The following is a 23446-nucleotide window of genomic DNA, read 5'->3' on the forward strand; positions in this document are numbered from 1 at the left end:
ACCCCACAGGAACACCATGACTGCCCTGCTGTTTGAGTCCCTCGCCGCCCAGCTGCGCGAACGCCTGGCCGGTGAGGTCCGTTTCGACCCCGGTGCCCGTGCCCTCTATTCGACCGATGCCTCCAATTACCGGCAGGTACCGATCGGCGTGGTAGTGCCTGCCACGCCCGAGGCTGCGGCCACCGCGATCGCGGTGTGCCGCGAGAACGACGTGCCCGTGCTCTCCCGCGGCGGCGGCACAAGCCTGGCCGGCCAATGCTGCAACGCCGCGGTGGTACTGGACTGGAGCAAGTACTGCACCCGGGTCCGTGAGGTGGACACCGATGCAGGCACCGCCGTCGTCGAACCCGGCATCAAACTCGACGTGCTCAACGCTCAACTCGCACCGTCAGGTTGGATGGTCGGCCCAAGGCCGTCCACGCATGTCAACTGCACGATCGGCGGCATGATCGGCAACAACTCCTGCGGGTCGACCGCGCAGGAGTACGGCAAGATGGCCGATTCGGTGCTGGCACTGGAGATCCTCACCTACGACGGTGCACGCCGATGGGTCGGGGAAACCAGCGCCGAGGACTTCGACCGGATCGTGTCTGCGGGCGGCCGCGACGCCGAGCTGTACCGCGGTCTACGTGACATTGTCACCGAGTACACCGATGACATTCGCACCCGCTTCCCACACATCCCGCGCCGAGTTTCGGGCTACAATCTCGATTCGCTGTTGCCGGAGAACAACTTCAACCTTGCCAAGGCTCTCGTCGGTAGCGAGAGCACGCTGGTGACGGTGCTGCAGGCGAAGGTGAAGTTGGCGCGCCGGCCGGCGGCGAGTGCCATGGCACTGCTCGGGTTCGATGACATCGCCACCGCGGCCGACGCAGTGCCTGCCGTACTCGAACATGAACCTGCCGCACTGGAGGGTCTCGACCATCGGCTGGTCGAACTCGAACACTCGCAGCGGCTGGCCGAGCAGGCATTGCGCCAGCTGCCCGACGGCAAGGCGTGGTTGATGGTGCAGATGAACGGCGGTACCCAAGAGCAGGCCGACCGCAAGGCGGAGGTCATGATCGCGGCGTTGGGCGAGAAGGCCAACGGTTCGGTGCTCGACGACCCGGTCCGCAAGAAGGAAGTGTGGGCCGCCCGCGAAGCCGGACTCGGCGCGACCGCCTATCCCCCGACGAGTCCGGAAACCCATGAGGGCTGGGAGGACGCTGCGGTGCCACCCGACCGGCTCGGGGACTACCTGCGCGACTTCCGCTCGCTGCTCAGCCGCTACGACTACGAAAGTGCCTCACTGTACGGTCATTTCGGTCAGGGCTGTGTACACACCCGGATACCGTTCGACCTACGGACCGCCGACGGCATCGCGAAATACCGCCGGTTCGCGATCGATGCCGCCCGGCTCGTGGTCGACTACGGCGGTTCACTGTCCGGCGAACACGGCGACGGCCAGTCCCGTGGCGAGCTGTTGCCGATCATGTTCGGCGACCGCATCGTCACCGCATTCGAGCGGACCAAGGCGCTGTTCGACCCGGATAACCGGATGAACCCGGGAAAGGTCGTGCACCCCTACCGGCTCGACGACAACCTGCGCTACGGACCCGATTACCGCCCGGCCGAACCGCAGACGCACTTCAGCTATCCGGATGACGGGCACCGTTTCTCCCACGCCGCCGCCCGTTGCGTCGGCGTCGGCAATTGCCGAGGGCACGAATCGGGGGTGATGTGCCCCAGCTACCGGGCCACCGGCGAGGAGGCGCACTCGACCCGCGGCCGTTCCCGGCTGCTGTTCGAGATGCTGCAAGGCGACGTGATCACCGATGGCTGGCACTCCGAGGAGGTGCGTGGCGCACTCGATCTGTGCCTGGCGTGCAAGGGTTGTCGTAGCGATTGCCCGGTAGACGTGGACATGGCCACGTACAAGGCGGAGTTCCTCTCGCATCATTACCGGCGGCGACTGCGTCCGATGGCGCACTACTCGATGGGCTGGATTCCACTGTGGGCGCGACTGGCCGCCGCGGCACCGGGCCCGATCAACCGCGTCGCGCAGTCCAGAGGCCCCGGCGCCCTCCTGAAAAGCGTCGGCGGCGTCGACTCCCGCCGTGGGATACCACAGTTCGCCCGGCAACGCTTCCGTGCGGCGTTCGACGGACATGTGGGCCCGGCCGCGCCGCCGTTGGGCCGGGTCGTGCTGTGGCCGGACACGTTCACCAACAATTTCGAACCTGAGATCGCCTCTGCCGCAGTGCGGGTGCTGGAGTCCGCGGGCTTCGCGGTCGATGTGCCGCGACAGGCCGTGTGCTGCGGGCTGACCTGGATTTCGACCGGTCAACTCGTCACGGCCAAACGCGCACTGCGACGCACTCTGCGGGTGCTCCGGCCTGCGCTTCATGCCGGCACCCCGGTAGTGGTGCTGGAGCCCAGTTGTGCGGCGGTGTTCCGGTCCGATCTACCCGAACTGCTGCACGGCGACGAAGATGCACACCGCTTGGCCGGGCAGACCTACACGATCGGGGAGATCCTGCGGCTGCGGGCCCCAGACTGGCGGCCGCCCGAACGTTCCGGCACCGCGGTCGTACAGCAACACTGTCACCAGCACGCGGTGTTGCACTACCGGCACGAGCACGCGGTGCTTGAGCGCGCCGGCGTCGCCACCGAGGTGCTGGACGCCGGGTGCTGTGGGCTGGCAGGAAACTTCGGCTTCGAACGCGGACATTACGACGTGTCGGTGGCATGCGCCGAGGACAAGCTCCTACCGGCATTGCGCGAGGCTGAGCCGGACACCGTGGTGGTGGCCGACGGGTTCAGTTGCCGCACCCAGATCCGCGAGCTGGCCCCGGGGCGCCGACCGATCCACACCGTGCAACTGTTGGTCGGTTAGCCGGCGAGCAGTCACAGACCTGCCCGGAATTCCGTGAAAAAAGGGCAGTTTTACGACCGCCCGCAAGATTCGCTGGCAGCGCATCCCCAGGGGTATTCGACCAAAGTTGAGGCCCGGTCAACGCGACCGGCGCGGTAGCCATCGTGATCCAGCTCTCAGTTGGTACTCTCACCGGGTTACCTCACTTTTACGGAACGGTAAATGGCTACGATCAGCGACGCGGGCGGCCCACCGGAGGACCTCTACATCACCAAAGTGGAGGCCCTCTCTCGTGCGACCGCCCGCCTGCGTTTCGATCCATTTACCGATATCGACTGGGCTGCCCCCGAGAACGCCTTGGACAGGAATGACAGCCGATGGCAGCTACATCCGGATACAAGCCCCCTCGCGGCGACCGATTGGTATGCCGGACAGTCCCTGGAAAAACGTGTGGACATCGGTCGCTGGGTCACCGCCAACACGTTCAAAGTGGGCATTCAGTTCGAAATGATACTGATTCGCGGCGTAGTGCATTTCGCTGGAAAGCTGCCCAATTCTGATCCAGTGTTTCGGTACCTGTTACACGAGGTCACCGATGAATGTAACCACATCCAGATGTTTCAGGAGTTCATCAATCGAAACGATCATGACGTGCCCGGCATGCGGCGGATGTCGCGCATCGTGGGCCCTGTCGTAGGTTTCATCAGCGGATACCTGGAGATCCTGCTTTTCATTGGCGTACTTTGTGGCGAACAACCAGTTCATTATCAGCAGACCCTCCTACAGCGGGGAGCATCGCGGATACCGCCGCTGCTGAGCAAGATCACCTATATCCATTTGGCCGAAGAGGCCCGGCATATCACTTTTGCCGATGACTACCTGACCGAGCGTTTGCAACATTCGGGACGTTGCAAACGGGCGGTGTACGCGATCATGTTCCCGCTTTTTCTCCGCTGGCTTATGGGCGAAATATTCACCCCACCGAGATCATTTGCGCGCGAATTCGGGGTGCCGCGCCGAACTTTCAAGTCCGCCTACTGGCGAAGTGCACACTCGCGTCGGATGTTGGCGGAGTCGGCAGCGGACGCCCGGCGGGTGGCGGACCGGCTTGGTCTCCGGACCGCCGGTTTCCGGTGGATCTGGCGCGCGCTCGGCATCGACGGCCGACTCCCGCGCTACCGGGGTGAGCCGAATCGGTTGTTGACGAACGCGACGGTTTCCCCACTCGTCGAGATTCGAACGACAGTCTGGGCACGCGCTTTCGCCGCGGCGACCATGGCCGGGGTTGCCATGGCGTTGACACCAGACGGACCGCGGATCATCGTGGCTGCCGCTGCGGGCGCGGGCATATGGGCGATCTACCACGCTGTCCGAGAACGTCATGGCGGCGTGGCGGGGAACCAACCGTTTGAATGGCCAAGGCTTTTCATCTGGACAGTGGCATGCACGTTGATGATTCCTGTCGGTGGGCTCATCGGGCTCGGGTTGGTGGTGTTCACGATCCTTGCCGTTTCCGAATTCACGCCGGCCCTGTGACCTCCGTCACTCTCGGAACGTGCTACCGTCCGCGGATGCCAGACCTCCCCTACTTTGACCTGCTCATCGATGAACGGCAGAACGGTGGCGAATCCGGTCAGCTGTGGGAAAACCAGGTGCACTGGGGATATTGGGAGGATCCCAAGGCTGCCAAGGGCACCAGGGCCGACTACCTCGCCGCCATGGAGCAGATGAACGGCGTGCTGTTCGAGGCCGGCAAGGTTGCCGACGGACAGAAGCTGCTGGATGTCGGCTGCGGATTCGGCGGAACCATCCAACAAATCAATGCCGGCCACGCCGGGATGGCGCTCACGGGCCTGAACATCGATGCGCGCCAACTCGCCGCGGCCGAAGCCCAGAGCAAGCCCGCCAACGGCAACACGATCGGTTGGGTCGAAGGCGACGCATGTCAGCTGCCGTTCGAGGACAGCTCCTTCGACCGGGTGCTGGCCGTCGAATGCATCTTCCACTTTCCGTCGCGCGAGAAATTCCTCGCCGAGGCCGCACGGGTGCTCAAGCCGGGCGGCTATCTGGCGGTGTCCGATTTCGTTCCGACCGTGGCGTTCTTCGGCAAGACCCCGTTCTGGATCGCGATCCGGGCCCGCATCGCGAAGTCCTACGGGACGCTGGGAAATGTGCCCCTTCGGTCTTACAAGTCGATGGGACGACGTGCCGGGCTCGCGCTCGAGGCGAACCGCAACATCCGGAAGAACACGCTGCCGACGTACCCCTTCATACTCAAATTCTGTCGTGAGCACGGGTCAGCGGATGCCCAGAAGACGCTGATCGTGGGTACCCGGTGGATGAAGTGGCTGTCCAAGGTCGGCCTCATCCAGTACCGGGTCTACACGTTCCACAAACCCGTCTGACGCCGGCCAATCCCGGCGAAAATGGCTCGGCCAGAAACTATTTGAGCAGTGCGCGCGACATGACCACCCGCTGAATCTGGTTGGTGCCCTCATAGATCTGGGTGATCTTGGCATCGCGCATCATCCGCTCGACCGGGAAATCCGCCGTATAGCCCGCACCACCGAACAACTGCACCGCATCAGTGGTCACCTCCATCGCCACATCAGAGGCAAAACACTTCGACGCTGCCGAGATGAACCCCAGATTGCCCTCACCGCGTTCGGCGCGCGCCGCAGCGGTATAGACCATCAACCGCGCCGCCTCCAGCTTCATCGCCATATCGGCCAGCATGAACTGCACCGCCTGAAACTCTGAGATCGCCGTCCCGAACTGCTTGCGGTCCTTGGTATATGCGATCGCGGCATCCAACGCCCCCTGCGCGATACCGACCGCCTGCGCCCCGATCGTGGGCCGCGTGTGATCCAACGTGGCCAACGCCGTCTTGAAACCGGTACCCGGTTCCCCGATGATCCGATCACCAGGAATGCGGCAGTTCTCGAAATAGAGCTCCGTGGTCGGCGAACCCTTGATCCCCAACTTGCGTTCCTTGGGGCCCACCGAGAACCCCTCATCGTCCTTGTGCACCACGAACGCCGAAATCCCGTTGGCGCCCTTGTCCGGATCACTGACCGCCATCACCGTGTACCACGACGACTTCCCACCATTGGTGATCCACGCCTTGGTGCCGTTGAGGATCCAGTCATCACCATCAGCGCGAGCACGGGTACGCATCCCGGCCGCATCACTACCCGCCTCACGCTCGGACAGCGCATAGGAGGCCATCGCCTCACCAGAGGCCAACGACGGCAACACCTGCTTCTTGAGTTCGTCAGAACCCCGCAGGATCAACCCCATCGTGCCCAGCTTGTTGACCGCGGGAATCAACGACGCCGAGGCATCCACCCGCGCCACCTCTTCGATCACGATGCACGCCGCCACCGAATCAGCACCCTGCCCGCCATACGACTCCGGCACATGCACCGCGTTGAAACCCGATGCGTTCAACGCCTGCAGGGCCTCCTCTGGGAACCGGGCGTTCTCATCGACGTCGGCAGCGTGCGGCGCAATTTCCTTTTCCGCCAGCGCCCGGATCGCCGCCCGAAGCTCCTGATGCTCCTCCGGCAGCTGAAACAGATCAAAAGATGGGTTACCTGCCCAACCAGCCATGATCTTCTCCTTCACTTTCAGCTCTTGGCTCTCTTGTTTCATCGTTGCCCGGACCGCACATCGAGTACATCGCCCTGCTACGTTTGGTACTGAGTACCATACCATCGGCACTCAGTACCTGAGGAGATGCGCCCATGCCCGTCCTGCCAAGCACCCGGGAGCGTCTGGTCAGCGCGGCATTCGACCTGTTCGAAGAACGCGGGTACGAGGCCACCAGCGTCGATGACATCGCGGCACGGGCGCAGGTGGGACGCACCACCGCGTTTCGTCAGTTCGGCTCGAAAGAGGCGTTGATCTTTCCCGATCACGAGGCGTTGCTGCGCCGCGCTGACGAGAGGTTGTCGGCGGTGCCGGCCGAAGCACTCCCTGCCGAAGTCATCGCGGTGGCAACCACCTCGGTATTCGAGAACTATCTCGCCGAGGGCGAGCGGGCCCGGACGCGGTACCGACTCACCCGCTCGGTGCCTGCCCTGCGCGACTTCGAAACAGCCGTGGTGTCGCGGTATGTCCGGATGTTCACCAGACACCTGCGGACCGCGCAGACCGGGGATTGGACGGCGGGACTGCGCGCCGAACTATTCGCCAACGCCGTCGTCGTCGCACACAATCATGTGCTGCGCCGATGGCTGCGCGGCGATGTGGCCAACCCGCGGTCGGACCTGGCCGAGGCGCTGGCCGCGACCTGGCCGATCTACCGGGGCGGCAGCAGCCGCACCGCGGTCGTGGTGATGTCGACCGATGAACCGATCGAATCCCTCACGCCCCGTATTCGCGGGCTCATCGGCGATTGATTCAGCCGTCGCCCAACAGGCGTTCACGCAACGCCGCGTCTTTGGCCAGCACCATCGCCTCCAGATCGGCCTGGAACGCCGTCATCCGGGCCCGCAGTGCGGTGTCGGCAGAACCAAGGATGCGCACCGCCAGCAGGCCGGCGTTGCGGGCACCGCCGATCGACACCGTGGCGACCGGCACCCCGGCCGGCATCTGCACGATCGACAGCAGCGAATCCATGCCGTCGAGCCGGGCCAGCGGCACCGGCACGCCGATCACCGGCAGCGGGGTCGCCGAAGCCACCATGCCCGGCAGATGTGCCGCACCGCCCGCGCCGGCGATGATCACCTCGATGCCGCGGTCGGCCGCGCCGGTGGCGTAGTCGAGCATCCGACCGGGCGTCCGGTGCGCCGAGACCACGCCCACCTCGAACGGCACCTCGAATTCGGCCAGTGCCTCGGCGGCGTCGGACATCACCGACCAGTCGCTGTCACTGCCCATGATGAGCCCGACTCTCGCCCTATTCGGCATGTTCATCCCATCCATCCGTCCACACGGCATGCGACAACCAATGCGCCGCACGTACCGCCCGTTCCCGCAGCTCGTCCACGTCCGAGCCGATCATGTTGACGTGCCCCATCTTGCGACCGGCCCGCTCACCCTTCCCGTACAGATGCACCTTCGCCTCGGGAAGCCGCGCGAAGAGATGGTGTAGCCGCTCATCCATCGACATCGTGGGTGTCTGGGGCGCCCCGAGCACGTTGGCCATCACCGTGGCCGGCGCGATCGCGGCGGTGTCACCCAGCGGGTAGTCCAGCACTGCCCGCAGATGCTGCTCGAACTGACTGGTGACCGCGCCGTCCATCGTCCAGTGCCCGGAATTGTGCGGGCGCATCGCCAACTCGTTGACCAACAGCTGCCCGTCGACGGTCTCGAACAGCTCGACCGCCAAGACCCCGACCACTCCCAGTTCACTGGCCAGCCGCAGGCCGAGCTCGCTTGCCGCGGAGCCCAGTTCATCGGACAACCCGGGCGCTGGAGCCAGCACCTCCACGCAGACCCCGTCTCGCTGCACGGTTTCCACCACGGGCCACGCCGCACCCTGCCCGAACGGTGAGCGGGCCACCAGCGCGGCGAGTTCCCGGCGCATCGCGACACGTTCCTCGGCCAGCACCGGGACCCCTTCGGCCAGATACCGGCCGACGACCTCGCGGGCCTGCGCCGGATCGTCGGCCATCACCACGCCTTTGCCGTCGTAGCCGCCACGCACAGTCTTGATCACCACGGGGCCGTCGATCCGGCGCGCAAACGCCTCGATGTCCGCCACGGACTCGATCGCGGCGTAGCGCGGAACCGGGGCGCCCAGCGCCTCGAGCCTGCGCCGCATCAGCAATTTGTCCTGCGCGTGCACCAGCGCCTGAGGTGGCGGAGCCACATTGACGCCTTCGGACTGCAGCTGTTCGAGTATTTCGGTGGGCACATGCTCGTGGTCGAACGTCACCACCGTCGCGCCGGCCGCGGCGCGGCGCAGGGCATCGAGGTCGGTATGCGATCCGAGCACGACATCGGGTGTGACCTGTGCTGCCGACTCGTCGGGATCGGTGGCCAGCACCCGCAGGGTCTGTCCGAGCGCGATCGCGGCCTGATGGGTCATCCTGGCGAGCTGACCGCCGCCGATCATGGCCACCTTGGGGCCCTCACCGGTCGGGGAAGGTCGGCTGTTTGGAGTAGTCGGCACGTCGCCTATGGTGTCATGCCGTGTTCGGGACCTCAGGATGGCCGGCGCATTGACCTGCGGTTAAGGCGTGACGACGCAGCGATGCGACACGGGTTCCCCAGTTTACGTACACTGGCTGGCTGTGTCCTTCGCTGATGCGACCATCGCGCGCCTGCCGCGATTCGTCCGTCCCTACGCCGAACAGCATCACGAGCTGATCAAGTTCGCGATCGTCGGCGCGACGACTTTTGTCATCGACTCCACGATCTTTTACACCCTCAAACTCACGGTGCTGGAGCCCAAGCCCGTCACCGCAAAGATCATCGCCGGCATCGTCGCGGTGATCGCGTCCTACATCCTCAACCGGGAATGGAGCTTCCAGAACCGGGGCGGTCGGGAACGTCACCACGAGGCGTTGTTGTTCTTCGCGTTCAGCGGTGTCGGCGTGCTGCTGTCCATGGCCCCGCTGTACTTCTCCAGTTACGTGCTGGGGCTGCGGGTGCCCGAGGTGTCGCTCACGGTCGAGAACATCGCCGACTTCGTCTCCGCCTACATCCTGGGCAATCTGCTCCAGATGGCGTTCCGGTTCTGGGCGTTCCGGCGCTGGGTTTTCCCCGACGAATTCGGCCAGGAAGCCGATGTGGCACTGGAGTCCACGCTCACCGGTGGCGGCATCGCCGAGGTTTTCGAGGACAAGGCAGAGCGGCAACGCGAGCGCGGCACGGTGACGCCGTTGCGGCGCTCGGCCCGACGGCAGCGTCAGCTCGGTGATTCTTCGGACCCCAGGGTGTCGAAGACTTCGTGATACAGCAGTGAGTGCACCTGCTCCACGCGCGGAATATCGTGAAATTCGAGGGGATCCTGCGACGCTGACTCGATGATCAGCGTGCCGGTGCGCAACACACGGTCCGACAGACCATGGCGGAACTCGACGCTGTTGATCCGCGCCAGGGGAATGTCGATACCCGACCGGGTGAGCACACCGTGCCGGAACATCACCCGGCGGTCGGTGATGACGAAATGTGTCGTCCACCAGTTCAGGAACGGCCACACCGTCAGCCAGCCGACCACGATCAGCCAGATCACGCCGATCACGATGAACAACACGTTCTTGGCGGTCGATTCCCAGTCCGTGGTGTTGACCACGGCAGCCACGAATGCCGCGGCCGCGCTGGCGATCAGCAGCACCAGCACCGCGCCGATCAGGCGTTTCCAGTGCGGGTGCCGGTGCAGAACAACCTGCTCGTCGTTGGCCAGCACGTTCTCCGGGTACCCCACGGCAGAACTCTACGACTCAAGCGGACGCAGGTGCGTGATATCACCTGCGGACACCATGACGGGTCCCGCGCCGGTGTCGATGACGAGGCGGCCCAGTTCGTCGACGGAGTCGGCTACGCCTTCCACCGTGCGATCGCCCGGCAGGATGGCACGCACCCGGCTGCCGACGGTCATGCTGCGCGCACGGTAGTCGTCGGCCAGCGCAGGATCACTGCGGCGCCAACTGTCGAGGCGCGTGGCGAGGTGACGCAGCAGTGCCCGGCCCAGCATTGTGCGGTCAAGTTCGGTGGCACCGAGCTGCGCCAGCGAGGTGGCCCTCGGATCGGGGGCCTCCTGAGCAGTCATCGTGACGTTGAGACCGAGCCCGACGACGATGACCTGCGCCGGTGAGGCCACCTCCGCGAGGATGCCGGCCAGTTTGCCTGCCGAAGCGGGCGGGCCGGCAAGAACGTCGTTGGGCCATTTGAGCCCGGCGTTGACACCGGCCACCTCGTCGAGTGCGTCGAGCACCGCGAGGCCGGTGGTCAACGGCAGCCATCCCCACGCCGATGTCGGCACGGCGGCGGCGTCCACGCCGAACGAGACCACCAACTGCGAACGTGGAGGTGCGGTCCACGTCCTGCCGTGGCGGCCCCGGCCGGCGTTCTGATATTCGGCGAACAACACCGCCCCGGCGATGTCCTCGCCCGCGGCGGCGCGGGCCAACAGATCGGCATTCGTCGACCCGGTTTCCTCCACGACGTCGACGCACTGCCACGGCAGGCCGGTGAGCCCGTCACGTAGCGCGGTCGTGTCCAGTGCCGGCCTCTCGTTCATCGCGGTGAGCTTACGGGGCCGGGCACGCGCCGGGACTAACCCCTTGCCGCGGCCATGTTGTCGACGACCTCCTGCTGCCACACGCCGAACGCGTGCGTGGTGTCGACCTCCAATTCGAACCGGTCGGTCATGTCGGCGGTGACATCTGCGAGATCGACATAGAACTGCTCATACCACCGGCGGTGTTGGTAGACCGCGCCGTCCTCCTCGGTCAACAGCGGATTGTCGATGCGGGTCTTGTGTTTCCAGATTTCGACGTCTTCGAGGAAGCCTTCGCCGAACGAGCGCCCCATCGCCCCCGCGAGCTTTTCGGCCTTCTCTGCGGGCAGGCCCGGCATTTCCTGCACGGCGACGCCCCACTGCAGCACGAACGAATTGTGACTCACCGGATAGTGGCAGTTGATGAGCGCCACTTCGACGGTGAAGCCGGGACCGAGGTCGTTGTGTAGCCAGTTGATCATGTAGGCCGGACCGAAATAGGTCGCCTCGGACCGAAGATGCGTTCCATCCCATAGCTTTTCGGGATTCGGAGTGTAGTCCGGTCGGGGTTTCGACTCCATGAACTGGCTGGCGGTGTGGCCTTCGATGACGTTCTTGAAGTAGGTCGGATAGGCGTGGTGGATATAGAAGAAGTGCGCCATGTCGACGTTGTTGTCGACAATTTCGCGGCAGTGCGACCCTTCGATCAGTATTGAGTTCCATTGCCAGGGAGACCATTTCCCCTCGGCGTAGCCCTCGATGGTGGGCGGGGCCAACTCTGCGGGCGGTGTCGACCCCTCGGGGTCGTGCCACACCAGCAACTGGCCGTTGACTTCGAGCGTCGGCCAGGTGCGGGTGCGCGCCAGCCGGGGGGTGCGTTTGGCATACGGCACCAGCTTGCACTTGCCGTCACTGCCCCACCGCCAGTCGTGGAACGGGCAGGCCAGGTTGTCGTCCTTGATCGACCCCATCGACAGGTCTCCACCCATGTGCCTGCAGTAACTGTCGAGCACATGAATGTCCCCGGCCGAGTCGCCGTACACCACCAGCTTCGTACCGAACGCCTCGATGCCATGCGGGCACCCGTCGCGGAAATTCTCCGCCAACCCCAGGCAGTGCCAGCCACGGGCGAACCGTTCCATCGGCGCGCCTGCATCGATCTCGCGAATTCCGGCCTGATCGCTCATCGGTCATCCCTTCCTTGAGCACACCACACGGCACCACCCTATTTAAGCGCAAATGCTTAAACTTGGAAAGACCGGCTCGTATCATTGCTGTTCGTGAACCGCGGATCCCGGGCGAAGGCCGAGCTCCTCGACGCCGCTGAACGACTCATCGCCGAACACGGTTACGACGTCCCGCTGCGCGACATTGCGCTGGCGGCGGGGCAACGCAACAATTCCGCAGTCAACTACCACTTCCGCAATCGGCAGGAACTTGTCGACGCCGTCGTAGCCCGCCGGCTCCTGCCGATGGAACTCGAACGCGAACGCATGCTGAGCGATCTCGACAGCGAGCAGAGCGCCGACGCACGGGCGCTGCTACGCATTCTGGTGCTGCCGTTGGTCGATGTCGACGCGACGCACTACGCACGTTTTCTCGAGGTGGTGCGGCCCCGGTTACCCGCCGAACCGCAGCGGGCCGGCGAATCAGCCTGGCCGCGGGTCCTTGACGCGTTGTCCCATGCGGTACCGATATCCGACCGCCGGCTACAGCACCGCCGGGTCAGCGCCGTCGCCACCGCCATGTTCGCACTGATCGCCGACCGTGAACGCCAGACCCAGGACGTCGACCGCACGCCCGAAGATCCCGAGGAGATCATCGGAATGCTCGCGGCCATGCTGACCGCGCCGATCAGCGCGTCAGCATGTCCTTCACCGCAAGGTGGCTGAACAACATGCTGGTGCCGATCGGATTTCCACCGCCCGGGTAGGCAGTGCCGCTCGGCGCGGCCATGGTGTTGCCCGCGGCGTACAGCCCGCGGATCACCGCGCCGGAAGTGTCCAGCACCCGCGCCGCGGCGTCGGTACGCAGCCCGCCCTTGGTGCCGAGGTCGGAGATACCGAACGCGGCGGCGTGAAACGGTCCCTGCTCGATGGCCACCAGCGGCGAGGCGCCACCGGAGAACGCCCGGTCATACGCTTCCTCGCCACGACCGAAATCGGCGTCGACGTCCTCGGCCGCGAAGGCGTTGAACCGCGCGACGGTGGCGACCAGATTATCGGCCGGAACGCCGATCTTTTCGGCCAGTTCACCCAGGGTGTCGGCGGTGTGCCAGAGGCCCGCCTCGACATACCGGGCCGGCTCGACCATCGACACGTTGGTGGCCTTGACCGGTGGCATGACCCCTGCGGTGTCGTCGGCGGAGTCGTAGATCATCCAGTACGGCAAGCTCATCGAGCCGTCGGCGAGCCGCGGCAGGATGGCACGTCCGATCCGGTCGTAGGCGGCCGATTCGTTGACGAATCGTCGACCGTCCTGATCGACGAAAATGCCGCCGGTGAACCACAGCGCGAATGCCGATCGTCCGTCCGGGTGGATCAGTCCCGGTGACCACCACGCCTGATCCATCAGATCGACGTCTGCGCCGATGGCGATCGCGGCCTGGTGGGCCAGGCCCAGGTTTCCCTGCGGCCCCATGGTGTCTCGCACCGCGCCGGGCACCCCGTACCGTCGCCGCATCTCGTCGTTGCCCTCGAATCCGCCTGCCGCCAGCAGCACCCCCCGGCGGGCCCGGATTGTCCGGCGCCCCCCTGCGGTCTCGACGATCGCGCCGGTCACCTCATCTCCGTCGGCGACCAACTCGACGACGGCGGTACCGCGGCGCAGTGCCGCATTCGGATACTGCTCGATGGCTTTGAGGAACCGGGCGATCAGCGCCCGCCCGCCGACGAAATAATCACCGGGTTGCTCGGCGCCGAGCCGGTCGGCATCCAATGGGCCGCGGACCACCTCCCGCAGGTGCGGCGCCTTCGCCACCGCGAGCGGCCGCGCCGCGATGTGACGTTGACCGTCGGTACGCGCCTTGGGCGCCTTGCCGAAGTAGTCCGGCCACGGCATCGGCGAGAACTTCATGTTGTCGTCTGCTTCGAGATACTCGATGAGGCCCGCGCCGCCGCGCACGTAGGTGTCCTGCAGCTCACGGGGAGTACGGTCACCGACCACGGCGTGGTAGTACTCCAGCGCGTCCTCGATGGTGTCGTCGGTGCCTGCACGCATCAGTACCGGGTTGCATGGGAACCAGACCCCGCCGCCACCGGAATATGCTGTGGTGCCGCCGAATTTCCCGGTTGCCTCCACCAAGATCACGTTGAGCCCCTCGCGGGCCGCGGTATAGGTTCCCGTGACACCGCCGCCGCCCGATCCGACGACCAGCACGTCGCACTGCTCATCCCAGCTGACCGTCATGCGTAACGTTGCCTTCCGTAATGTGCGAATTCCGCTTCCAGAGAACGCTTTTCGGCCGGACCCATGCGGTGATACGCCGGAGCGCCGCGGCCGGTCCATCGGTACACCGGATCCTCGGTACGCCAGCACTGTTGTTGCAGTTCGCGTTTGAGTACCTTGTTGGAGCCGGTCACCGGCAGGTTGGCTGACACCCGCAGGAACCGCGGCACGGCCTTGGCACCCAGGTCATCCTGCGCGGCGAGGTACGCGGCGAACTCTGCCACGTCGAACCCGTCCGCGTCGGTCACCTCGATCGCCGCCATGACCTGGTCCCCGGAGCGGGGGTCGGGCACCGCGTACACGCCTGCGGCGACCACCTGCGGATGCCGGCGCAGCACGTGCTCGATCGTCAGCGCCGAGGTGTTCTCACCGTCCACCCGGATCCAGTCGCCGCGTCGGCCGGCGAAGTAGATGAAACCGGCCTCGTCGAGGTAGCCGAGATCCCCGGTCCAGTACCAGCCATTGCGGATGCGCTCGGCGTTGGCCGCATCGTTGTTGTAATACCCCTCGAAGGTGCGGGTGCCGAACTTGTCGACGATCTCCCCGACTGCCTGGTCCGCGTTGAGCACGCGACCGTGCTCATCCAAAACGGCAGGCGCACAGTCTTTCAGCGTGTCCGGATCGACGATCGCCACACCGGCATGCGCCGGCCTGCCCAGCGCACCCTGGGGCGCATCGGGAACCAGTGCCACCGCGCCACCACCCTCACTTGAGCCATAGCCCTCGAACAACTCCGCGGCGAACCGGCGGCGGAACTGCGCCTGATCGTCCGGGGACGCCTCGGTACCGAAGCCGCGCACCAACGGGTTGTCGGCATCGTCGGGCAGTTCCGGGGTGGCCATCAGATACCCGAGCGCCTTGCCCACGTAGGTGAAGAATGTCGCATCGAAGTACCGCACATCGTCGAGGAATCCCGACGCCGAGAACGACGGCGTCAGACACACCGTCGCGCCGACGGCGAGCGCGGGCGCCCACAGCGCCATGATGGCGTTGCCGTGGAACAACGGCATGCAGCAGTACTCCACGTCGTCGGCGACGTGGCCGAACTTCTCTGCCGCGGTGTACCCGATCCGCGCCAGTCGGCCCTGACTGCATTTCACCGCCTTGGACGTGCCCGTCGTCCCCGAGGTGAACAGCAGCAGGAACAGTGTGTCGGCATCGATATCCGCGGGCACCTCCGGCGCTGCCCGGTGCGCGGCCACCATCTCGTCATAAGCGGCGGTGCCCACCACGAGCACGCGGTCGGTGCCCAATCCGGTGTCCAGATCGCTCAACCGCGCCGCGCCCGTGTTGTCGGTGATGATCAATTGGCAGTCCGCAAGCCGGATTTCGGCTGCAAGTTCGGCTGCCCCACGCGTCGGGTTGATGCCGACCACGGTGGCTCCGACCAATGCCGCACCACCGAGCCAGAACACGAATTCGGGCACGTTAGGCAGCAGCACCCCGATATGGGGAGGTCGTCCCGGCCGTTGCGACAACATTTCCCGGCCCAACGCGCCCCTGGCCGCGGATTCGGCGAGCACCCCGTCCCAGGTCCAGTCTCGCTCACGGGTACGCAGCCCGAGGCGCTGATCGCCGCGGCGGTCCAGCAGCATCCCGGCGATGGAATCGCGCATCGGCACTCCCTCCAGCACGACATCGGCACGCGACGTTTCGGTCATGGTGACGCCTTCGGCGAGGTTAACCGGAGCCCGTGAGACGCACCTCTCTTATGACTGTCTTAGGACTGCCGATAGCATCGTGACCCATGACGAGCGTTACGGAGCCGTCCGCCGAGCACCAGGTGGACATCCACACCACAGCCGGCAAATTGGCCGACCTCAAGAAGCGGGCCGAAGAAACGCTGCACCCGGTCGGCGAGGCCGCCATCGACAAGGTGCACGCCAAGGGCAAGCTGACCGCCCGGGAGCGCATCTACGCACTGCTCGACGAGGGCTCGTTCGTCGAGCTCGACGCGCTCGCCCGCCACCGCAGCACCAACTTCGGGCTGGAGCAGAACCGCCCGCTGGGTGATGGCGTGGTGACCGGCTACGGCACCATCGACGGCCGCGACGTCTGCGTCTTCAGCCAGGACGCCACGGTGTTCGGCGGCAGCCTCGGTGAGGTCTACGGCGAGAAGATCGTCAAGGTCCAGGAGTTGGCCATCAAGACCGGCCGCCCGCTGATCGGCATCAACGACGGCGCGGGCGCGCGCATCCAGGAGGGGGTGGTCTCGCTCGGGCTGTACAGCAAGATCTTCCGCAACAACATCCTGGCCTCGGGCGTCATCCCGCAGATCTCGCTGATCATGGGTGCTGCCGCGGGCGGGCACGTCTACTCCCCCGCCTTGACCGACTTCGTCATCATGGTCGACCAGACCAGCCAGATGTTCATCACCGGCCCCGACGTCATCAAGACCGTCACCGGCGAGGACGTGACCATGGAGGAGTTGGGCGGCGCCCACACCCACATGGCCAAGTCGGGCACCGTGCACTACGTCGCCTCCGGTGAGCAGGATGCCCTGGATTACGTGCGCGACCTGCTGAGCTACCTGCCGCCCAACAACTACGCCGATCCGCCGCGCTATCCGGCCCAGGTGGACGAGGGTGCGATCGAGGACAACCTCACCGCCGAAGATCTCGAGCTCGACACGCTGATCCCGGATTCTCCGAACCAGCCGTACGACATGCACGAGGTGATCACCCGCATCCTCGACGACGATGAGTTCCTCGAGGTTCAGGCCGGCTACGCGGGAAACATCGTCATCGGCTTCGGCCGCATCGAGGGCCGCACGGTGGGCATCGTGGCCAATCAGCCGACCCAGTTCGCCGGCTGCCTGGACATCAACGCCTCAGAGAAGGCCGCCCGGTTCGTGCGGACCTGCGACTGCTTCAACATCCCGATCGTGATGTTGGTCGACGTGCCGGGCTTCCTGCCCGGGACCGATCAGGAGTTCAACGGCATCATCCGCCGCGGCGCGAAGCTGCTCTATGCCTACGGTGAAGCGACCGTCGCCAAGATCACGGTGATCACCCGTAAGGCCTACGGCGGCGCGTACTGCGTCATGGGTTCCAAGGACATGGGTTGTGACGTCAATGTGGCCTGGCCGACGGCGCAGATCGCGGTCATGGGCGCATCGGGTGCGGTCGGCTTCGTGTACCGCTCGGACCTGAAGAAGGCCGCCCAGGAGGGCCGGGACGTCGACGCGTTGCGCCTGGAGCTGCAGCAGACCTACGAGGACACCCTGGTGAACCCGTACATCGCGGCCGAGCGCGGGTACGTCGACGCGGTCATTCCGCCGTCACACACCCGTGGCTACATCGCGACCGCGCTGCGACTGCTGGAGCGCAAGATCGTGCAGACGCCGCCGAAGAAGCATGGGAACATTCCACTGTGAGCGGGGCGAACGATGCAGCCGGAGTGAGCGGGGCGAACGTGGTTGACGCGGACAAGGCCAACGCAAACCACGAGGCCCACATCAAGGTCGTCAAGGGTCAGCCCACGGACGCCGAGCTGGCGGCACTGATGGCCGTCCTGAGCACCACGGGCGGCGGCGCTGCCGAGCCCGCGCGGCAGGAACGCAACCTGTGGGGCCACCCGGTGGACAAGTTGCGTTATGCGGTGTTCAGCTGGCAGCGGGTGACGTTGTTGGAGCGGACCCACATAAGGCGTTGATGAGCCGCTTGCGCGAAGAACATGGATGTTGATGGGCCAGGTTGTGCTGGGTTCGGCCTCGTCGGGTCGGCTCGGCGTGCTGCGCCAGGCCGGCATCGACCCGCTGGTGGTGGTCTCCGGCGTCGATGAGGATGCCGTCATCGCGGCGCTCGGTGATGCCGGGCCGGAGCAGGTCGTCGGTGCGCTGGCCGCGGCCAAAGCCGACGATGTGGTGACTCGACTGCCCGCGGAGGTGGCCGCGGATTGCATCGTGATCGGCTGCGATTCCATGCTGTATCTGGATGGGCGGCTGTGCGGTAAGCCGGGAACAGTCGACGCCGCACGGCGCCAGTGGCACGCCATGTCGGGGCGGACCGGCCAGTTGCACACCGGACATGCCCTGATCACTGTCCGCGACCGGTCGGTGACCAATCGCCTGGTCGAATCAGCTGTCACCGCAGTGCATTTCGCTTCACCAAGCGATGCCGATCTGGATGCGTATCTGAACAGTGGCGAACCACTCGGCGTCGCAGGCGGTTTCACCATCGACGGCCTCGGAAGCTGGTTCGTCGATCGCATCGAGGGCGACCCGTCGAACGTGATCGGGCTGAGCCTGCCGCTGCTCCGGCGGATGTTGGCGGCAGCAGGGGTCTCTGTCGGGGCCTTGTGGGGATCCCGTCACGGAGCCTGATCCGCGAGTCGAATCGGTGTGCCGGCACCGATCTTTCGTGGCCGCGGCGGGAGTTCCCGGACCGCAGTGACCAAATTGCAACCTAGTTTGAGGTGCGGCGCGCCGGGTTCAATCACCCATGTGGACCCCACAGCGGGTCGACACTGGGCCGCATGCCAGTCGAAGAGACGATGTGGGATGTGCGCGTGGCTCGCGACATCGAATCGTATGACCTGGAGCGGCTGCGCGCCGCATTCGCCGACGTCATCGCCAAGAGACTCACGCCGGGCAAGCGCCTACTGCGGGTGGTGACCTGGTGCCAGGACGGCGGCTCCCTGTTCCGCAGATCGGGTATCAGCACGCGGCGTTACGCCGTGGCCTACGAGGTCGCGTTCACCGCGTAGGCGCCGCGGCGAGCTTCGGCACCGCGTTGCCGGGCTTGGCCGCCAACAGCACCGACCCGTGCGCGTCGACAACGGGCGACTCGGTGACAAGCCGGGTCCCCGGACAGAGATAGACCTTCTCTGAACCAATGTCGCCGGACGAGAGATCATCGGTGGTGCATTGTTCGGATGCGCTGCTGTCCGACTGCGGCACATAGGGTTCCCAGCTCAACCTGGCATACACCGTGGCGGAATTTTCGACGACGGGCCCGCGGTCACCGGCAATCGTGAGGCACTGGAAGCGGCCTGATGGACCTGCAGCTCTGTCATACCGGTAATCCTTTGTCCGGTACGGGTAGGCACCCGCCGGCTGCCGATAGAAGACTTCGTACTCGATGCGACCCGTCAGAGTCTGACGCGGTCCGCGTTCGGTGTAGCCGATGATCGGCAGCATGCCCCGATCTTCGGGTTCGGGCGGATCATAGGCGGCGACAGCCGCGTCCCAGTCGGCTTTCTTCTGCTTCTCGGCTTCCGCGGCCCGCTTTTCACCGTCGCTCGACCAGAGCATCGCGGCGAGGAAGATCGCCAGCACGATCACGCCGAGACCACCCAGCGCGGACATCCCGTAGGCGGCGTCACTGGGTTCGTTGGCCTCGGGATTCTTGTACTTCCACGACTGGAACGTCCACCAGATCTGTCTGGGGCGCAGCAGCAGGAACAAGCCGATCGGGATTCCGACCAGCAGACAGACGATCGCCGGTCCCATGCACGAATCCTAAGTGCCACCGCTGTGGTGCCGAAGCAGGAACTTTGAGCCCGGCGGTAGGCTCATGGTGTGCCGCTGCCTGCAGATCCCAGCCCCGCGCTCGCCGACTACGCCCATCCGGAACGCCTCGTCACAGCCGACTGGCTGGCCAGTAACCTCGGCCGGCCCGGGCTTGCCATCGTCGAATCCGACGAGGACGTGCTGCTGTACGACACCGGCCACATTCCCGGCGCGGTGAAGGTCGACTGGCATACCGACCTCAACGATCCCCATGTCCGCGACTACATCAACGGCGAGCAGTTCGCCGAGTTGATGAATCGCAAGGGCATCGGCCGCGAGGACACCGTGGTGATCTACGGCGACAAGAGCAATTGGTGGGCCGCCTACGCACTCTGGGTGTTCACCCTGTTCGGCCATCCCGACGTCCGGCTGCTCGACGGTGGCCGTGACCTGTGGGTATCCAATGGTCGGGACACCACGCTGGATGTGCCGGTCAGGCAGACCACCGGCTACCCGGTCGTCGAGCGCGAGGACACACCGATCCGGGCGTTCAAACAGGACGTGCTCGGCATCCTCGGCGACGAGCCGCTGATCGACGTCCGCTCGCCACAGGAGTACACCGGTGAGCGCACGCACATGCCCGACTATCCGGAAGAGGGTGCGCTGCGCGGCGGCCACATCCCCACCGCGAAGTCGATCCCGTGGGCGAAGGCAGCCAGGGACAATGGCCAGTTCCGCACCCGCGCCGAGCTCGAGGACCTGTACAGCTTCCTCACCCCCGAGGACAAGACCATCGTCTATTGCCGTATCGGTGAGCGTTCGAGCCACACCTGGTTCGTGCTGACCCACCTGTTGGGGCTGCCCGGCGTCCGGAACTACGACGGCTCGTGGACCGAGTGGGGCAACGCAGTGCGGGTTCCGGTCGCCGTCGGACCGGACGCAGGAGAGGCTCCAGGTTCCGCATGAGTTCCATGCCGGCCGCGCTGGCGGAGGTGGTTTCGGACTTCCAGGGGATGGCCGGTCAGGACAAGCTGCAGCTCCTGCTGGAGTTCGCCAACGAATTGCCCGAGTTGCCAGCCCATCTCGAAGAAGCGGCGATGGAGCCGGTGCCGGAATGCCAGTCCCCGCTCTTTCTCGATGTTGACGCGTCCGATCCTGATCAGGTCCGGCTCTACTTCAGCGCGCCCGCCGAGGCCCCGACCACCCGGGGCTTCGCGGCGATCCTGGCGGCGGGGCTCGACCACCAACCCGCGGCCGACATCCTCGCCGTACCCGACGATTTCTACTCTGAGCTGGGGTTGGCCGCGTTGATCAGCCCGCTGCGGCTCCGCGGGATGTCGGCGATGCTGGCCCGGATCAAGCGACGCCTGCGCGCAGCCTGAGCCTCACCGCACCACGGCCCCCGATGAGCTGCCGCGAACGATTATGAAGATCCTCACACCCATCGAGGCAACAGTATCGGCGACGGACACGCGCTCAATGTGATGAATTTCTGGACACAAATTCACCGGACCGCAACGCGATGCCGACCGCATCGCTGCTGGTCGCGAGGCTCACCACGACCGGCGAATACAACCTACCCATCAGTAACCGGCACCGCCTCGACGGCCACCCAGGTGCGCCGCCTAAACTTCCCCCGATAGATTCTTAAAGACGTTTCTTAGAGAACTTGCCGAGGAGGCACAGTGGCCAACCACGCCAGCTCAAAGATCTCCAAGGTGCTTGTCGCCAATCGTGGGGAGATCGCGGTCCGGGTGATTCGCGCCGCCAAGGACGCCGGACTGGCCAGCGTGGCCGTGTACGCCGAGCCGGACGCTGACGCACCGCATGTGCGGCTCGCCGACGAGGCGTTCGCATTGGGCGGCCAGACCTCGGCCGAGTCGTACCTGGTCTTCGAAAAGATCCTGGACGCCGCGGCCAAGTCGGGCGCGAATGCCATCCACCCCGGCTACGGCTTCCTCTCGGAGAACGCCGACTTCGCCCAGGCCGTGCTCGATGCCGGGCTGATCTGGATCGGTCCGAGCCCGCAGTCGATCCGCGACCTCGGTGACAAGGTCACCGCACGCCACATCGCCGCCCGCGCCAAGGCACCGCTGGTGCCGGGAACTCCGGATCCGGCCAAGAACGCCGACGAGGTCGTGGCCTTCGCCAAGGAATATGGCGTGCCGGTCGCGATCAAGGCGGCCTTCGGCGGCGGCGGCCGCGGCATGAAGGTGGCACGCACCATCGAGGAGATCCCCGAGCTGTTCGACTCGGCGACCCGCGAGGCCGTCGCCGCATTCGGACGCGGTGAGTGCTTCGTCGAGCGGTACCTGGACAAGCCGCGCCACGTCGAGGCCCAGGTGATCGCCGATACGCACGGCAACGTCGTCGTCGCGGGCACCCGCGACTGCTCGCTGCAGCGTCGCTTCCAGAAGCTCGTCGAGGAGGCACCGGCCCCATTCCTGACCGATGCGCAGCGCAAGGAGATCCACGAGTCCGCCAAGCGGATCTGCAAGGAGGCCGGCTACTACGGTGCGGGCACGGTCGAGTATCTGGTCGGCCAGGACGGCCTGATCAGCTTCCTCGAAGTCAATACCCGCCTGCAGGTGGAGCATCCGGTCACCGAGGAGACCGCGGGTATCGATCTGGTGCGCCAGCAGTTCAAGATCGCCAACGGCGAGGCGCTGGACATCACCGAGGACCCCACTCCCCGCGGGCACTCCTTCGAATTCCGGATCAACGGCGAAGACGCAGGCCGCGGCTTCCTGCCGGCTCCCGGCCCGGTGACGACGTTCACGCCCCCCACCGGACCCGGGGTGCGGCTCGACTCCGGCGTGGAGAGCGGTTCGGTGATCGGCGGACAGTTCGATTCGATGCTGGCCAAACTGATCGTCTCGGGCGCCACGCGCCAAGAGGCACTGGACCGGTCGCGGCGCGCGCTGGCCGAGTTCAATGTGGAGGGCCTGGCCACCGTCATCCCGTTCCACCGCGCGGTGGTCTCCGATCCCGCCTTCATCGGTGATGAGGATGGCTTCTCGGTGCATACCCGTTGGATCGAGACCGAGTGGGACAACACCGTCGAGCCGTTCACCGGTGGTGATCCGATCGAGGAAGAGGACACCGTCCCGCGCCAGACCGTGGTCGTCGAGGTCGGCGGCCGTCGCCTGGAGGTGTCGCTGCCCGGAGACCTGGCGATCGGCGGTGGCGGCGGCGCGGCCCCCGGTGTGGTTCGCAAGAAGCCCAAGCCCCGCAAGCGTGGCGCCGCTGGTGGTGCGGCCGCCTCGGGTGACTCGGTCACCGCGCCGATGCAGGGCACCGTGGTCAAGGTCGCCGTCGAGGAGGGGCAGGAAGTGGCCGCAGGCGATCTCGTCGTGGTGCTGGAGGCCATGAAGATGGAGAACCCGGTCACCGCGCACAAGGACGGCGTCGTCACCGGCCTGGCTGTCGAGGCGGGCGCCGCCATCACACAGGGCACCGTGATCGCCGAGATCAAGTAACCAACCGCTGACATTGTGCTCAGGGCTGTGGTCCACTGCGG

Annotated in this window: 22 protein-coding genes; 13 read left to right on the forward strand and 9 right to left on the reverse strand. The window is 65.7% G+C overall.

Annotated features, from left to right (window positions below; translation table 11 throughout):
* Positions 1-16 precede the first annotated feature (16 nt).
* The 3 genes from M1247_RS18365 (at position 17) to M1247_RS18375 (ending at position 5259) form a co-directional block, all read left to right on the forward strand.
* A complete protein-coding gene (locus tag M1247_RS18365) occupies positions 17-2875 on the forward strand; it encodes an FAD-binding and (Fe-S)-binding domain-containing protein (RefSeq protein ID WP_317157782.1) in 2859 nt (952 codons plus the stop codon).
* Between the two features lie 201 nt (positions 2876-3076).
* The gene (locus M1247_RS18370) at positions 3077-4390 is read left to right on the forward strand and encodes an AurF N-oxygenase family protein (protein ID WP_317157783.1); all 1314 of its coding nucleotides are present in this window, start codon (positions 3077-3079) and stop codon (positions 4388-4390) included.
* 35 nt (positions 4391-4425) lie between these two features.
* Positions 4426-5259 (forward strand): class I SAM-dependent methyltransferase, encoded by an 834-nt coding sequence (locus M1247_RS18375; protein ID WP_317157784.1) that lies wholly within the window; start codon positions 4426-4428, stop codon positions 5257-5259.
* Between the two features lie 37 nt (positions 5260-5296).
* Here the strand turns inward: M1247_RS18375 and M1247_RS18380 are convergent, their stop codons facing one another.
* Entirely contained in the window at positions 5297-6466 is a 1170-nt protein-coding gene (locus M1247_RS18380) for an acyl-CoA dehydrogenase (RefSeq protein WP_317157785.1), read from the reverse strand.
* Positions 6467-6600: 134 nt separating this feature from the next.
* Here M1247_RS18380 and M1247_RS18385 point away from each other — a divergent pair, with 134 nt between their 5' ends.
* Positions 6601-7257, forward strand: a complete 657-nt coding sequence (locus M1247_RS18385) for a TetR/AcrR family transcriptional regulator (protein ID WP_317157786.1) — start codon at positions 6601-6603, stop codon at positions 7255-7257.
* 1 nt (position 7258) lies between these two features.
* Here the strand turns inward: M1247_RS18385 and purE are convergent, their stop codons facing one another.
* Together purE and M1247_RS18395 are read right to left on the reverse strand one after the other, a co-directional pair.
* Positions 7259-7768 (reverse strand): 5-(carboxyamino)imidazole ribonucleotide mutase, encoded by a 510-nt coding sequence (purE, locus tag M1247_RS18390; RefSeq protein WP_458695237.1) that lies wholly within the window; start codon positions 7766-7768, stop codon positions 7259-7261.
* Positions 7758-8918: a 5-(carboxyamino)imidazole ribonucleotide synthase gene (locus M1247_RS18395; RefSeq protein WP_317157910.1), complete on the reverse strand. Its 1161-nt coding sequence runs from the start codon at positions 8916-8918 to the stop codon at positions 7758-7760. Before M1247_RS18395 ends, purE begins: the two co-directional genes overlap by 11 nt.
* Positions 8919-9096: 178 nt before the next feature.
* Between M1247_RS18395 and M1247_RS18400 the strand changes: the two genes are divergently transcribed.
* Positions 9097-9759, forward strand: coding sequence for a GtrA family protein (locus M1247_RS18400; protein WP_317157788.1), 663 nt, complete (start codon positions 9097-9099; stop codon positions 9757-9759).
* Here M1247_RS18400 and M1247_RS18405 read toward each other — a convergent pair.
* Genes M1247_RS18405 through M1247_RS18415 form a run of 3 tightly spaced genes read right to left on the reverse strand, consistent with a single transcriptional unit; the run spans position 9714 to position 12214 of the window.
* On the reverse strand, positions 9714-10232 hold the full coding sequence (locus M1247_RS18405; protein WP_317157789.1) for a PH domain-containing protein: 519 nt from the start codon (positions 10230-10232) through the stop codon (positions 9714-9716). The two genes, M1247_RS18400 and M1247_RS18405, sit on opposite strands and share 46 nt — an antisense overlap.
* A 9-nt stretch (positions 10233-10241) precedes the next feature.
* A complete protein-coding gene (locus M1247_RS18410; RefSeq protein WP_317157790.1) occupies positions 10242-11048 on the reverse strand; it encodes a biotin--[acetyl-CoA-carboxylase] ligase in 807 nt (268 codons plus the stop codon).
* 35 nt (positions 11049-11083) lie between these two features.
* A complete protein-coding gene (locus M1247_RS18415; protein WP_317157791.1) occupies positions 11084-12214 on the reverse strand; it encodes a 3-ketosteroid-9-alpha-monooxygenase, oxygenase component in 1131 nt (376 codons plus the stop codon).
* A 93-nt stretch (positions 12215-12307) separates the two neighbouring features.
* Here M1247_RS18415 and M1247_RS18420 point away from each other — a divergent pair, with 93 nt between their 5' ends.
* On the forward strand, positions 12308-12919 hold the full coding sequence (locus tag M1247_RS18420) for a TetR/AcrR family transcriptional regulator (RefSeq protein WP_317157792.1): 612 nt from the start codon (positions 12308-12310) through the stop codon (positions 12917-12919).
* Here M1247_RS18420 and M1247_RS18425 read toward each other — a convergent pair.
* Both M1247_RS18425 and casI read right to left on the reverse strand, forming a co-directional pair.
* Positions 12882-14435, reverse strand: coding sequence for an FAD-binding protein (locus tag M1247_RS18425; protein ID WP_317157793.1), 1554 nt, complete (start codon positions 14433-14435; stop codon positions 12882-12884). The two genes, M1247_RS18420 and M1247_RS18425, sit on opposite strands and share 38 nt — an antisense overlap.
* Positions 14432-16090: a steroid-22-oyl-CoA synthetase gene (gene casI / locus M1247_RS18430; protein ID WP_317157911.1), complete on the reverse strand. Its 1659-nt coding sequence runs from the start codon at positions 16088-16090 to the stop codon at positions 14432-14434. The genes M1247_RS18425 and casI overlap by 4 nt, the downstream gene beginning before the upstream one ends.
* A gap of 131 nt (positions 16091-16221) precedes the next feature.
* Here casI and M1247_RS18435 point away from each other — a divergent pair, with 131 nt between their 5' ends.
* From M1247_RS18435 to M1247_RS18450, 4 genes are all read left to right on the forward strand, one after another.
* Positions 16222-17850 (forward strand): acyl-CoA carboxylase subunit beta, encoded by a 1629-nt coding sequence (locus tag M1247_RS18435; RefSeq protein WP_317157794.1) that lies wholly within the window; start codon positions 16222-16224, stop codon positions 17848-17850.
* Complete coding sequence (locus M1247_RS18440) at positions 17847-18128, forward strand: acyl-CoA carboxylase subunit epsilon (RefSeq protein ID WP_317157795.1); 282 nt, start codon at positions 17847-17849, stop codon at positions 18126-18128. Before M1247_RS18435 ends, M1247_RS18440 begins: the two co-directional genes overlap by 4 nt.
* Positions 18129-18159: 31 nt before the next feature.
* Positions 18160-18798: a Maf family protein gene (locus tag M1247_RS18445; RefSeq protein ID WP_410506896.1), complete on the forward strand. Its 639-nt coding sequence runs from the start codon at positions 18160-18162 to the stop codon at positions 18796-18798.
* A 152-nt stretch (positions 18799-18950) separates the two neighbouring features.
* Positions 18951-19181 (forward strand): hypothetical protein, encoded by a 231-nt coding sequence (locus tag M1247_RS18450; RefSeq protein ID WP_317157796.1) that lies wholly within the window; start codon positions 18951-18953, stop codon positions 19179-19181.
* Here M1247_RS18450 and M1247_RS18455 read toward each other — a convergent pair.
* Positions 19171-19926: a DUF6199 family natural product biosynthesis protein gene (locus M1247_RS18455; protein ID WP_317157797.1), complete on the reverse strand. Its 756-nt coding sequence runs from the start codon at positions 19924-19926 to the stop codon at positions 19171-19173. The genes M1247_RS18450 and M1247_RS18455 overlap by 11 nt on opposite strands.
* 69 nt (positions 19927-19995) lie before the next feature.
* On the opposite strand from M1247_RS18455, the gene M1247_RS18460 reads away from it, so the two are divergent.
* The 3 genes from M1247_RS18460 to M1247_RS18470 all read left to right on the forward strand — a co-directional run bounded on the left by M1247_RS18460 (position 19996) and on the right by M1247_RS18470 (position 23405).
* Positions 19996-20892 (forward strand): sulfurtransferase, encoded by an 897-nt coding sequence (locus M1247_RS18460; protein ID WP_317157798.1) that lies wholly within the window; start codon positions 19996-19998, stop codon positions 20890-20892.
* Complete coding sequence (locus tag M1247_RS18465; RefSeq protein WP_317157799.1) at positions 20889-21308, forward strand: SufE family protein; 420 nt, start codon at positions 20889-20891, stop codon at positions 21306-21308. Before M1247_RS18460 ends, M1247_RS18465 begins: the two co-directional genes overlap by 4 nt.
* Positions 21309-21611: 303 nt before the next feature.
* Entirely contained in the window at positions 21612-23405 is a 1794-nt protein-coding gene (locus M1247_RS18470) for an ATP-binding protein (RefSeq protein ID WP_317157800.1), read from the forward strand.
* The last annotated feature ends 41 nt before the right edge of the window (positions 23406-23446 follow it).

This window comes from Mycobacterium appelbergii (assembly GCF_032883035.1).
In the GTDB taxonomy this organism is placed as follows: Bacteria; Actinomycetota; Actinomycetes; order Mycobacteriales; family Mycobacteriaceae; genus Mycobacterium; species Mycobacterium appelbergii.